Below are 13,457 nucleotides of genomic sequence, written 5' to 3'. Positions count from 1 at the left end.
AAACGAAAATGCATCAACGATAGTCATCTGCGTAGAAACCTTTGGAGGCTCGTATGCACAAAACGCTACTGGCAGTTCTGCTTCTCCTGATCCTCGCTCCCGCGGTCTTGCTGGCCCAGACCGGCAAGGTGTCAGGAAAAGTAACTGACCTTGAGACCGGTGAACCCCTGATCGGGGCGAACATTATCGTCGAAGTGGGCGGTACATCCCGCGGCGCCGCGACGGACGTCAACGGCGGCTTCGTCATTCTCAATGTGCCGATCGGCAAGGCCACACTCAAGGCAAGCTATATCGGGTACAAACCCATCACCATCGAAAACATCCTCGTGCGTTCCAATGAGACCTCGATCAAGGATGTGCAACTCCCCTCGGAGTCGTACAAGATGGATGAGGTCATTATCGTCGCTCAAAAACCGCTGGTCGACAAAAACGTCACCAACAGCAAGACCACGGTGACGCAGGAAGATATCGAGAACCTTCCCGTTCGCGGTGTCGAAAGCATCACCGCGCTTCAGGCCGGTGTTGTTTCCATTGGCGGCACAATCTTTGTCCGCGGCAGCCGTGCCGACGCAACCGGCTACGTTATCAACGGCATGTCGGTCAACAACCCGCTGTTCGGCGGTCGCTCGCTGTCGGTCATCTCCAACGCCATCGCCGAGCAGAGTTTGCAGGCGGGCGGTTACTCGGCCGAATTCGGCGGCGCCAATGCCGGTCTCATCAGCACGACCACGCGCACCGGTGGCCGCAAGCTCAATTTTGAATTCGAGGCCTATACCGATAACTACGCTCCTATCGGCGAAAAAACTCTGGGTACCTACTCCACCGGAAGCAGTGTCTATATTCTCACGGCGGGTGGACCACTGTTCGGACCGGTAAAGTTTTTCGTCGCAGGACAGAATTCCTTCAGCCGTACGCCATCCTCCGGCTGGCGCGAGGATTACGATCTCACGACGAAGTACGATCCTCTCCTGCGTCAGACCGAAGCGCATGCGCTGCTGCCGCCAGAGGAACAGGCCAAGGTCGGTATTTTCGATCCCCGTCTGGGATCCGCCGCCCAAAAAGTGGACTATCGCTTCCCGGGTGGGCTCTTCCTGAACGCAGCGAACGAGAGCTACCTGCTGAATGGTAACCTCACCTTCGACCTCAACCCGATCAACGTGCGTGTGGACGGTTCCTACGGCTACGGCACCGGTCGCGGCGGAGCTGGTTTGACCACGCAACTCGCGGAGAAACGCGCGAGCTTGAGCGAGAGCGAGGATTACAGCATCAACACCAAATTCACGCATCTTCTCAGTCCGTCCACGTTCTACGAAATTTATCTCGGCTACTTCGGCAATTTCGGCGTTCAGATGGATCCCGATTTGAGGCACAACATCTTCCAGTACGGCGATTCCGTAGCGAACGCCGCATTCGGGTATCATCTTCTTGCCGATGGTATTCCCGAGTTGGCAGTGACCGCGTTCGGCGCCAGCTTTGTTCCGGAAGGATATCCCATTGGTGCCGGCTATGGCAAGTCCGCATTCAACTCCGTGCAGGCGAAGATCAACTTTGTGCATCAGATTGGACGCCAGCACGAAATCAAGACGGGTGGTGAATTCACTCAGTATTCGATCCGCTCATTTGGTGTGGATGCTTTCGGTCTTGCATCCTTTCTGCGCCTGAATCCGGACGCCAACGCGCTCGAGATCGCCGGTTCCAGCGGTACGAGCAATTACGGCTATGATTACTACGGCCGCCGCCTGGATAGCGGTCCCGACGGACCGAAAACACCGGTGTTCGCGGCATTCTACCTGCTCGACAAAATGGAATTCGAGGATCTGGTCGTCAATGTCGGTCTGCGCTACGACTACATCAACACGAATTCGAAAGTGTTTGTCAATCCGGCCAATATCAAGTTCACGCCCGAAGGGTTGATTGATCAAAGCCCGGATAATCTCCGTGACGTGGATCCTTCGGCAACCGTCAGCCCGCGTATCGGTTTCTCCTTCCCGGTAACCGATCAGACCGTGTTCTACGCCCAGTATGGTATTTTCGTCCAGCAATCCCGTTTGCGCGACGTCTACCTCGGTAATGCGACCATCGCATCACAGATCAAAGGTGGATATGCCATCAGCAGCCCGGTCGGCTTCGGACTTCGTCCCGAGAAAACCATTCAGTATGACTTCGGTTTCCGGCAGCAGCTCGGTGACAACCTCGCGTTCGATATCGGTGCCTTCTACAAGGACATCCGTGATCAGATCCAGCAGCGCATGGTGACCGCCGAATTCGGTGCGGAGCATCCCGCGTATTACGCCTGGGTGAACGGCGATTTCGCCACCACCATGGGTGTGTCGTTACAGATGACGATGCGTCGCACGGAGCGTATTTATCTCACCACGAATTACACGTATTCCGATGCCCGCGGAACCGGCTCGAGCCCCTCCACGTCCTTCCGCGCACTCTGGCTGTCGCCCACGGAAACGCCGTTCCTTCCGAAGTATCCGATGACCCTGGCGTTCGATCAGACGCACCGTGGATCCATCAATATGGACTACCGTTTCGGTGGTGACGACGGTCCGGAATTGTTCGGTGTCAAACCCCTCGAACGTTTCGGCATCAACCTGCTCTTCTCCTTCAACAGTGGCACACCATATACGCGAGTCAACGAGTTCAGTTTTGGAGACCGCCGCGTGCCGATAGAGGAAATCAACTCCTCCCGCACGCCGTGGGTGTTCCAGCTCGACATGAATATCGACAAAACCGTGCCCATCGGCCCGGTCAACGCGAATTTCTACATTCGTTGCACGAACGTTCTGAATATCAAGAACATCACCGGTGTATATGCAACCTCCGGCAGCGCGGAAAGCAACAACTATCTTGCCTCCGATGACGGCCAGAAGCAGATCGCGACCTATGCATCGTACGATGAAATTTTCGGGCAGCTCTATCAGGATTTCTACTACCAGAATGCCCTGATGAACGCCGGCGTTTTCGGTGCCCCTCGCCGCATCTGGCTGGGCATGCGGGTGAATTTCTAACCCGCCGAAAGTCACTCGCAACGTCACTGGATCAGAAAACTGGAGATCAGATACATGAAAAACTTCACACATGTTCTCATCCCTCTGTTGTTGCTCTCGTTCGCCTTGCCGGCCTACGCGACCTCACCCGAGGGCGAGAAAAAACAGGATCCCTCTCTCGCCAAGGATTTGAAAAACGATCATTGGGATTTCATCTCGGTGAACAACTGCCTCATGTGGATGTCGAACAACGGCCGCATGTCGCATAACCCCTTGTCGTCCGGTTCGGGCTTTGAATGGCCCAACGGTTCGGCGAAATACGCGATCTTCACCGATGGTATCATCTGGGGCGGTCGCGTGCAGGGTAGCGTCCGTGTAGGAGGCGCCACCTACAATCCCGGTCTGCAGGCCGGAAACATCAAACCCGACGGCACCGCCGCCGATCCCAACGATCCTTTGCATCGCCTGTTCAAGATTCGCAAAGTGGATCCCGATCAGTATGCGGCCCTGGAAGCGGCCTTCCAACAGCAGATGAAACTCGACTACGACCAGTGGCCGGTACAGTTCGGTGCTCCGTGGAGGGACCGCAACGGTAACGGCATCTATGAACCGGATTTTCAGGAATTCCTCGAAGCCGGGTATGACAGCTGCAAGTCTGATACGCCCCTGCTCCCGGGCGACGAAACAGTGTGGTTCGTCTCCAACGATCTCGACAGCCGCCGTACGCTCAACCTCTACGGTGTGCAGCCGATCGGCATCGAATTGCACACGCTCGTGTGGGCCTATGCCCAGACGGGTCCGCTCGCGAACATGGTGTTCAAAAAGTACACCGTGATCAATAAAGGAACGGACGACCTCACCGATGCTTATTTCTCGAAATGGTCCGACCCTGACCTCGGGGATGCAATGGACGACTTCGTGGGCATCGATACACTGCTCAGCCTGGGCTACGTGTACAATGGTTACGCAAAGGACGAAACCTACGGAATTCCGCCGGCAGCCGGCTACGACTTCTTCCAGGGACCCATTGTTCCGAGCGCCGGAGACGAAGCGGTGTACAACTTCGGACATCGTCAAGGGTATAGAAACCTGAAGGTGTCCACGTTCGCGTTTTACATCAACGGCAGCTCCGTGTATCGCGACCCCACTCTGAAAGATCCGCAGGGCTCCTTGCACATGTACAATTACATGATCGGACGTCTCTGGAATGGTCGTCTGTACATTGACCCGACCACCGGGCGTGAGGTCTCGGTGTGTCTTGCCGGCGACCCGCTTACCGGAGACGGATGGGTGGATGGCATCATCAACGCGCCCGGTGACCGGCGTATTCTGATGACTGCCGGTCCCTTTACCCTTGCGGTAGGCGACACGCAGGAAGTGGTGGTTTCCACCATCGTTGCGCAGGGTGCGGACAGATTGAGCAGCATCAAGGTGCTCAAATTCTACGACAAGTTCGCGCAGCTCGCGTTCGACAACCAATTCGATCTTCCCAAGGCACCTCCTTCGCCGAATGTGAACGTCACCTTGCTTCCGAAGCGTGTGATCCTTCACTGGGGCGATCCCGCTCTGGTCAACCGCATCGAGAATCACAACGACCGCGGCTTCGAGTTCCAGGGCTACAATGTGTATCAGTTCCCGACCGGCAGCTCACCGCTTGAGGACGGTATACGACTCGCAACCTACGACATCAGTGACGGCGTCTCCGTGATTTTCGACGAGATCATAGACGAAAAATCCGGTCTCGTGCTTGAGATGCCGCGGCAGTATGGAAATGATGGCGGCGTACAGCGCATGTACGATGTTACCACGGATGTGCTGACCGATCGTCCGCTCGTGAACAATCAGCCATACTACTTTGCCGTGACAGCGTACGGTTTCAACAAGGCACCCGACGCCTCTCCGCGTCAGTTGGAGTCGTCGCCGGTGATTCTTGAAGTGCGTCCTCAGGACTACGATCCGGGCTGGCGTTTCGGCGAAAAAATAGACGAACACCTTCCCGTCGCGCATACCAGCGGTAAATCGGCTGGTTTCGTGGACGTCATGGTCGTGGATCCCCTGGAAATGACAGGCGATACCTACGAGGTGACGTTCAATCCTCTCGGTCAGGTGGAAACTCCGTACGATCATAATCTCGATGGTGTCGTGGACGAGACCCTGACTGTGGAAAATTATTCTTCCTGGACGCTGACGAACATCACCAAGAACAAGGTGGTCGTGAACCGCTCGTCTTCCATGGAAGGCCTGGAGAAAGAGTTCTATATCGTTGATGGCTTCAAGATCGGCGTATCCGGAACCGGTTACTACAAGCAGTTCACCAAGGACGGTTACGATGCCGGCGATCCCAAGTCCAACCACGACGAAATTCTGCGCATCGAATGGGATGGTGGTCCCGAGGTATTCGAAGCCTTCGAATCAACGAAGGGCACGGGTGGCTATTCCTGGCAGATGGGCAACACGTCCATGGCCATTACCCTGAATCCTTCGAACTTCGGAAGCAGCCTGAAGTCGTACGACATTAAAAAGGTCGTTGAGATCCGCTTCGATTCGAAGAAACCCTCGAAGGGCTACCTCTTCAACCGTGGTACGTCGCCCGTCAACTACGCGTACATCGGTTATTTTGAATCACCCATTCAAATCTGGGACGTGTCCGATCCGGATCCCGCCAATCATCGCCAGCTATCCTATGCGTGGGTTGAACAGGTGAACAGACCCGGAAACAACCGGATATACAATCCCACCGCCTCGGCAGACGATCGCGAGATGCTGTTCATCCTCGATTACCCGTACAGCGACACGCCGAATCCCGATTGGTCCGCGTCGAATTTCTCCCTGCAGCGGAATGGAAACACCATGCCGATCATGTACTGGGGCTGGTATATGCTTCTGCCGCAGTATGTCGGTGTGACCAAGGCCTGGAGAGACGGTGATCTGTATCGCATCACTCCTAAAGTGCCGTTCGCGGGTGACGACAAATACGTGTTTACGACCTTCGCGCCGTCCTATTCAAAGACGGTCGCGCAGGATGACATCAGCAAAATCAGCGTATTTCCCAACCCGTACTACGGAGCCAACAAGCGCGAGCGCAACAAGTATCAGCGTTTCGTTACGTTCAATCATCTTCCGCCGCGCGCGAAGTTCAAAGTGTACACGCTCTCCGGTGTTCTCGTTTCGTCGTTTGAAAAGAACGACAATACGCAGTACGCCACCTGGAATCTGCAGAATGACAATGGTCTTCCGGCAGCCAGCGGTTTGTACTACATCCACATCGAAATGCCCGATCTGGGTGTGGAACGCATCGTCAAGCTCGCTGTGATCACCGAAACGCAGTTCCTTGACCGCATCTGATCGGTACAGGTGACATTTTGAACGAGAAGATAATAACGAACGAACGAGAAAAAGGAGATACACTCATGCGCATAAGACTCGGATATATAGCGATGGCGCTGCTGGTCTTCGTACTGACCGCGTCCACCGCCTTCGCGCAAAGCGGCAATAAGGAGGGCACCGCTGCCGCCGATCAGCTGCTCATCCCTGTCGGGGCGCGCGGAATCGCGCTCGGCAGCGCCTACACGGCCGGACTTACCGGCGTGGAAGCCATTTACTACAATCCCGCCGGTCTTTCCGGCAGTCCCCATGGTGTCGAAGTACTGTTTTCACAAATGAACGGTCTCGACAACGACGGCATCAGCTACTTCGTCATCGGCAGTCTGGTGGAAGGCCTCGGCCATATCGCCTTCTCTGTCAAATCCTTTTCCTTCAGCGATATGCTGATCACCGACGAACGCCAACCCGACGGTACGGGCGCCACGTTTTCGCCAACGTTCCTGACGCTCGGGCTCTCGTATTCACGCGCGCTCACGGATAGAATCCGTTCCGGTATCACCGTGAACCTTATTTCGGAAGAGCTCGGACGCGCGAGCACCAGCGGACTCGCATTTGACGTCGGTGTGCAATACAGTGGTCTCGCCGGCATTAACGGACTCGAAATGGGTGTCACGCTGCGTCATCTTGGCGGCAATATGGAATACGACGGTCCAGGCCTCTTCCGTGTGGTGGACGAGGTGGGTGCCGATCGCACAGGCCAGTTGCTGAAAATCGACGCTGCGGGTTTCCAGCTGCCGACTTCGCTGGAAATCGGCTTTGCCTATCGCCGCGCACTCGATGAGATGCACGACATCATGCTCATGACATCATTTGAGAACAACAACTTCGTCACCGATCAGTATCGTATCGGCGCGGAGTATACGTTCAGCAAATTCCTTTCGCTCCGTGGCTCCTATGCGATCACCGATGAAGCGAAGACCGATATTGACGGAGAGGACGGGTACATGTACGGCCCGGCCTTCGGCTTCGGTTTGCAGCAATGGGCGGGCGGTGTCAAGCTGTACCTCGATTATGCATACCGCACCCGGACAACATTCTCGGATCAGCACGTCGTCGCTCTGAAAGTCGGCTTCTGATACTGATCAACAGAGAAGTATTGCGCCCCTCGCTCCCACGGCGAGGGGCGCTTCCATTCATAGCCCGCCCTGACTGCAAGGTATCCGAACATGCCTGCCATGTGTTGCCCTTGCACACAACAAAGCACGGTGGCCGTGCATCTTTTACGTAGGGAGGACTCATGCGTGCAGATCGTATATTACCGGAATGAAATCCTTCTGCTTCACATCGCTTTTTCTCCTTCTCTCAACGGTTGTCGCAGCGCAGACGGCACCTGATTCCGATATCCTTGCCACCGTGAATGGTGAGGCGATTACCGTGGGGGAATTCCGCTCGCGGTACGCACTGACGGTGTTCCCGCTCAAGGACAGGGTGGATCTCACAGGGATCGTCAAACGGCACTTTCTGTATGCGCTCGTTGCGGAGCGACTGCTGGCTGCCGAGGCACGCCGTCTCGGTCTGGCCGAAGAGGACAGGTTCGTGCGGAATTATCGCCTGGCAGAGGAAGCGTTCGTGCGCGACAAACTGTACCGGGACAGTGTGCGCGCTGTCGTTCGGATCACGGATGAAGATATCCTTTCCCGGTATCTTGAGGAGGAGTCTGAGATCGAGGTGGAATTCCTGCTTTCTCCCGACGAGGGGAACATCAGGAATTTACATCGTCTGATCATGTCGGGTGTATCGTTCGACACACTTCTTGTCGAGCAGCAAAACACAGGCATGGCGGATTCGTTACGATTCACACAGCCTGTCGAGACCGAATCACCGCTGTTACGCGCTGCCGCTACGCTGCAAGCCGGTGCGGTGTCCGCTCCGCTTCTCATAGACGGGTTCTGGTATCTGCTTCGGAAACGCGAACATGGCAATCCCATACGCACACGCTATGAACTGGAGAAGCAGGGCCGGCGCATCGAGGCGGATCTTCGGAGGGAGCGTGAAGCTGTTCGCACCGTCGCATTTGTTCAAAGCTGCTGGCGTGGTGATACTGCCCGCATGAACGAAACCGCATACCGTCGCATCGGTGAGGCGCTGTTGCGGGAATATCGCGCACAAGCGGCTGCGGACACTGCGGATATGCTCCTCGCGCGGAGCGAAACATTCGAGGAACTCCGTGCGCAGTTCGCGAAAGAACTGGAACAGCCGTTTGCGGTGGTCCGGCAGGAGACGCTCTGTACTATCGGCGAAGTGCTCGACCGCCTGGAGGCGCTGGATCTCCGCCTGAAGCGCGAGGACGTAAGGACACTTCCACAGCTATTCGCGCAGCGCGTGCGCGACGTGCTGGACCGCATGATGCTTGTGAGGCTGGGGTACGCCTTGCGGCTGGAACAGAGTAATGAAGTGCGTCGCGACATGGCGGGATGGGTTTCCAGCGGACTCGCGCAAATGCTCCCGGACGTACTTTGGGAGCAGTTCATCGCGAGCGACGACAGTGTCTGGCAATACTACATCACCCACCCTGAACTTTTCGGCCCGTTTCCCGAAGTACTGCTGCTGGAGGTTCTCAGTGCTGATCAGGAGACTTCCGCCGAGGTCAAACGAAGAGTTGAAGCAGGGGAGGATATACGGAGCATTGCGGGTCGTGAATCTCTTCGCGATGGTGCGACGGAGAGGGGCGGTGTGTTCGGGTGGTTTAGCGTCGCGCAGCAGGGCATACTGGGGCGCGGCGCATTCGGACTCACGATCGGGGAGAGAGCTGGTCCTTTCCGTGGTCCTGATGGCTGGTCATATTTCGAACTTCTGGGGAAACGTCGTCTCGACGCCGGGATACAGGATTGGTCAGCGCTTCGGCGGGCCATTGCTGCCCGCGCACGCGAGGGAGTCGAACGCAGGAAAATCGAGGATATGCTCAGAGAGCACGCGGGTAAGGCGAATCTGCGAATGCACGAAGATGTTCTGGAACGCACGGAAGTCCCGGCGATGCAGATGTTCACAATCCGTCACCTCGGCTTTGGAGGTCGCATCCCCGCCGCACCCGCGGTGATGCCTTTGCACGAGGCCGTCATGGAAGGACTTTCGAGAGGTGCGGAACTGTCGCCGCCGTAGTTCGCAGTGCTGTCGCAGGCTGGGTGAGTACACGAATCGCCGATAAACAAAAAGGAAGTTCATGGAACTTCCTTTTTTCGTCGGGGCGAGAAGATTTGAACTTCCGACCTCTCGGTCCCGAACCGAGCGCTCTACCGGGCTGAGCCACGCCCCGAAACGGTAGATTTAAATATAGGCATAATCCGGTATTTTTCCAATATCCTGACGGAAAAAATCAGTAATTTCCGACTTTTCCACGCAGCTGCTTGTACAGCATTTCACGGGCGCGGAAAATGTGCGCCTTGACCGTACCAATGGGCAGATCGAGAGCGACGGCAATTTCGTCATAGCTCTTTTCCTCCTGATGCCGCATGATGATGACGGTGCGGTACTTGTCAGGCAAATTGTCGATTGCTTTCTGAATGGTCTGCGACTGCTGCGACTGCTGAATATGCTGGTCGGGGATATTGGACGAATCCGGGATTTCGTACTGCTGGTCACCGTCGGAACCGGGAGCGGGACGATCAATGGACATCGTACGCAGGCGACGCTTCCGCATGTAATCGATGCAATTGTTCGAGGCGATTTTGTACAGCCAGGTGGAAAACGCGAATTCGTCGTTGAAGGAAGCGAGGGAATTGAAGGCTTTTATGAACGCTTCCTGCGTCAAATCCTCGACGTCATCCTGATTGCCTATCATGCGTGTCACCAGATTTGCGATGGCACCGTGATACTTTTTCATCAGCCGCTTGTACGCATCCTGCTGACCCGCGATCGCGGCTGCGATCAAGGCCTTGTCCTCGATGCGGGACTGTTCTCGTCTTTCGTCCGGGGTCTGATACATACAATGAATAGGCGTTCCAACAGTATCATTCAACATACGTGTTTGGCCACAGAATTCAAACTACGTTTTGTTCGCGGGATGCAGACGCGGACTGCGATGCGCACCGACCCCGTGAAGTACGCCGCGGTACGCACATTCCGCTGCATCTGTTTTCTGCTGCGCTCGTTGGTTTTTTCATACGCTGGTTGACATTGCTCCGGCATTTTCGTACAATACATAAGACGAATGTCTAACTATAATTCCGAGGAGAACAAAACATGTCCGCGGCGGCTGCATCCCCTACACGCTGCATGCATCTCGATATGGACACGTTTTTCGTGTCCGTGGAGCGTCTGCTGGACCCGTCACTGGTCGGGCGTCCCGTGGTGGTGGGGGGGACGCCGTTTCAGCGTGGCGTGGTGGCGGGCTGCTCGCGCGAGGCGCGCATGTTCGGTATACACTCGGCCATGCCGCTGCGCCGCGCGTGGGAGCTGTGCCCCAAAGCAGTGTTTTTGCATCCGAATTTCACGCATTACGCGCAGTATTCTGATCGCGTGTCGGAAATACTCGAAGATTTCGTGCCCGTCATGGAAAAGGCCTCGATTGACGAATTCTATCTTGACCTCAGTGGCTGCTCGCGCGTGATGGGGCCGGAAACAGCGTGGGGGAGCAAGGTCAAACGCACCATCCTGGGCGAACTGCATTTGCCGCTTACCTACGGTGTCGCGCGCAACAAGCTTGTAGCCAAAGTGGCCACCAACGTCGGCAAACGCGCGGGCGATATGCATGTACCGGACGGGGGAGAGGCGCCCTTCCTCGCGCCGCATCACATCGCGTTGCTGCCGGGCGTGGGCGACGTGATGGAGCGCGAACTGCTGTCCATGGGCATACCACGCATTGGCGATATTGCCGCCCTGCCGCTGCAGCTCTTTTCCAACATGTATGGCAAGCCGGGACGCAGTCTGCACGAGCATTCCCGCGGCATAGACCACAGTCCCATTCTCCCGTACCGGCGGCGCAAATCCCTGGGTGCCGAAAACACCTATTCCGAAGACGTGCTCGATCCCGACACCATGGTCGCAACGCTGCGGCATCTTTCGCAGCGTATCGGACACGATTTGCGTGAGCAGGGCTTTCTCGCTTCCTGTGTCACGCTCAAGCTCCGCTACGCGGATTTCGTCACCGTCACCAAAAGCCTGCGTTGCGAGTACAGCAACGCCGATCACGTTATCTTCGCCCTCGCCGAGCGCTGCTTTCGTGCGCTGTACACGCGGCGCGTACGCGTGCGTCTGCTCGGCATCAGTACCTCCGACCTCATCGAGGATTATGGTCAACTGTTTCTCTTCGAAGAAAAAGAGGAAAAATACGACCGCCTTTACGCCGGACTCGACAGTATCCGCCAGCGCTTCGGTCGCGACGCCCTCACCTATGGCAGCGTGCTGGAAGAACGCCAGAAAAAACTGCGCCACGCTTGATCCGCCTCAGTCGGAGCGATTTCCGATTGTATTTGGTATTTCATACAGTATCCTCGTTTAACGTTAAACCCGTAACCTGTAACGTTTTAACGTGTAACGATGCACGTGATCCGTGCTCGCATTTTCGGGACTTCCTGGCCTCAGATCAAGGAAAACTTCCCCGTAATGCCGCTATGTCGGGGGAGTCGTATATGGTACATTGTATTCGGTGACGTCCAATTCCGACTGCAATCGTAAATCGCATATCGTATATCGTAAGGTGAGTCTACCGTTAACTGAAAACGCCGTGCCCTGGAAGCAGATCATGTTGCTCGCGGCGCTGGGCTTTGCAAGTACCTTTTCCACGGCGGTGGTGTTTCCGAATATCGGCGCATTCGTACGGGACCGCTTCGTGTTGAGTGATACGGCCTCATCGCTGTTTGCGGTGTCGTATCTCGTACCGCACGTGGTGTTCGCGTTCGTGTGGGGGGCGCTGTCGGACAGGCGCGGGAGGCGGAAGCCCTTTCTTGTGGCGGGCTATGTGGCGACGGGGATGTTCCACGTCGCATTGCCCTTCGCACCGGATTATGGGATGCTGCTTGCACTGCGCTTCCTTGAGGGATCCACGAGCATTCTGGGCTTCTCCATGGTAATGACACTGGCAGCGGATTACGCCCGCAAAGGACACTCGGGCAAGGTAATGGGATTGATGGGCGGGGCGATTTCCCTCGGTACCACGTTGGCGTTTCCTGTAGGCGGCGCTATCGGGGCGGAATCCATGGTGTTGCTTTGCACGATGGGCTTCGTGATTCTGCTGGCCTGCGCAGTGACGGCGCATTTCCTGCTCGACGACACTCCGACAGCGCAGGCGCGGTCGCTGCGCGATGCGCTGACGGTGGTGCACGATCACCGTGCTTTACTTCTTCCTTATGCGTTCACCTTTATTGACAGATTCACGGTGGGATTTTTCGCGGTCACGTTTCCGCTGTATGTGGCGCAGGAATTTGCATTGGGAGCGGGAGAGGCGGGACGTATGCTGGCCGGATTTCTCCTGCCGTTTTCGTTACTGACCTATGTCTTTGGCCGCCTGACCGACCGTATCGGGGGGCTGACACTCCTGCTTGCCGGTTCGTTGCTGTACGGCGTGCTGGTGTTGTTCACGGGGCATGTGCATCCCGAGCAGATGCCCTATCTCATGGTTGGCTGCGGGATTCTTGCGGCCGCGATGTACGCCCCCAGTCTCTGGATGATCGCCACCATTGCTCCACCGGAACGAAAGGCCTCCGCCATGGGTGGCTTTAACGCCATGGGATCGATCGGATTCGCACTTGGTCCGCTTGCCGGGGGGCTTATGGCTGATGTCGCCGGATATACCGAAGCGTTCTATCTGGCCGGCGCGACGGAGATACTTTGTGTGCTGCTTGCGCTCCCGTTTGTGAGGAGAAAGAGGAAAGAGTGAGGAGGAAAGAGGAAAGAGGAAAGAGGAAAGAGGAAAGAGGAAAGAGGAAAGAGTGAAGGGGGAGAGGAAGAGGAAGCGGGTGTTGCTAATGAAGAAGGGCAGAGTTGCAAACACTCTGCCCTCTCTCTGCCGTTCATCCCGGTCCTTCGAAGATCTGAGAACGCCGGGTTCTCAGCGCTTCGCTACAACTTCGGATACGACGACAAATCGAAAATCTTCAATCGTAAATCGTCGATCCTGGGTCGTTCCGCCTGAGACGGATT

General features: G+C 56.3%; 7 protein-coding genes and 1 tRNA gene. 6 read left to right on the top strand and 2 right to left on the bottom strand.

Annotated elements, in window-relative coordinates; all coding sequences use genetic code 11:
* The first annotated feature begins 53 nt into the window (after positions 1 to 53).
* The 4 genes from M5R41_04590 to M5R41_04575 all read left to right on the top strand — a co-directional run bounded on the left by M5R41_04590 (position 54) and on the right by M5R41_04575 (position 9,479).
* Positions 54 to 3,017: a TonB-dependent receptor gene (locus tag M5R41_04590; protein MCZ7555664.1), complete on the top strand. Its 2,964-nt coding sequence runs from the start codon at positions 54 to 56 to the stop codon at positions 3,015 to 3,017.
* Between the two features lie 54 nt (positions 3,018 to 3,071).
* The gene (locus M5R41_04585) at positions 3,072 to 6,341 is read left to right on the top strand and encodes a T9SS type A sorting domain-containing protein (protein MCZ7555663.1); all 3,270 of its coding nucleotides are present in this window, start codon (positions 3,072 to 3,074) and stop codon (positions 6,339 to 6,341) included.
* Between the two features lie 65 nt (positions 6,342 to 6,406).
* Positions 6,407 to 7,456 carry a PorV/PorQ family protein gene (locus M5R41_04580; protein MCZ7555662.1) on the top strand — a complete coding sequence of 350 codons (1,050 nt, stop codon included), beginning with the start codon at positions 6,407 to 6,409 and terminating at the stop codon, positions 7,454 to 7,456.
* Positions 7,457 to 7,643: 187 nt separating this feature from the next.
* A complete protein-coding gene (locus M5R41_04575; GenBank protein MCZ7555661.1) occupies positions 7,644 to 9,479 on the top strand; it encodes a hypothetical protein in 1,836 nt (611 codons plus the stop codon).
* Positions 9,480 to 9,559: 80 nt separating this feature from the next.
* Here the strand turns inward: M5R41_04575 and M5R41_04570 are convergent.
* Positions 9,560 to 9,633: transfer RNA gene (locus M5R41_04570), tRNA-Pro, on the bottom strand.
* A 60-nt stretch (positions 9,634 to 9,693) separates the two neighbouring features.
* On the bottom strand, positions 9,694 to 10,302 hold the full coding sequence (locus M5R41_04565) for a sigma-70 family RNA polymerase sigma factor (GenBank protein ID MCZ7555660.1): 609 nt from the start codon (positions 10,300 to 10,302) through the stop codon (positions 9,694 to 9,696).
* Positions 10,303 to 10,559: 257 nt separating this feature from the next.
* Between M5R41_04565 and dinB the strand changes: the two genes are divergently transcribed.
* Both dinB and M5R41_04555 read left to right on the top strand, forming a co-directional pair.
* On the top strand, positions 10,560 to 11,756 hold the full coding sequence (gene dinB, locus M5R41_04560; protein ID MCZ7555659.1) for a DNA polymerase IV: 1,197 nt from the start codon (positions 10,560 to 10,562) through the stop codon (positions 11,754 to 11,756).
* Positions 11,757 to 12,042: 286 nt separating this feature from the next.
* A complete protein-coding gene (locus M5R41_04555; GenBank protein MCZ7555658.1) occupies positions 12,043 to 13,194 on the top strand; it encodes an MFS transporter in 1,152 nt (383 codons plus the stop codon).
* Positions 13,195 to 13,457: the final 263 nt, after the last annotated feature.

It is taken from the genome of Bacteroidia bacterium (genome assembly GCA_027493955.1).
In the GTDB taxonomy this organism is placed as follows: Bacteria; Bacteroidota; Ignavibacteria; order SZUA-365; family SZUA-365; genus JAOSJT01.
This window is presented reverse-complemented; position numbering and strand designations above follow the sequence as displayed.

Excerpts from the sequence above, each read along its gene's own strand:
- M5R41_04575 (MCZ7555661.1), top strand. The coding sequence starts at position 7,644 with ATGAAATCCTTCTGCTTCACATCGCTTTTTCTCCTTCTCTCAACGGTT.
- M5R41_04590 (MCZ7555664.1), top strand. The coding sequence starts at position 54 with ATGCACAAAACGCTACTGGCAGTTCTGCTTCTCCTGATCCTCGCTCCC.
- M5R41_04580 (MCZ7555662.1), top strand. The coding sequence starts at position 6,407 with ATGCGCATAAGACTCGGATATATAGCGATGGCGCTGCTGGTCTTCGTA.
- M5R41_04585 (MCZ7555663.1), top strand. The coding sequence starts at position 3,072 with ATGAAAAACTTCACACATGTTCTCATCCCTCTGTTGTTGCTCTCGTTC.
- dinB (MCZ7555659.1), top strand. The coding sequence starts at position 10,560 with ATGTCCGCGGCGGCTGCATCCCCTACACGCTGCATGCATCTCGATATG.
- M5R41_04565 (MCZ7555660.1), bottom strand. The coding sequence starts at position 10,302 with ATGTATCAGACCCCGGACGAAAGACGAGAACAGTCCCGCATCGAGGAC.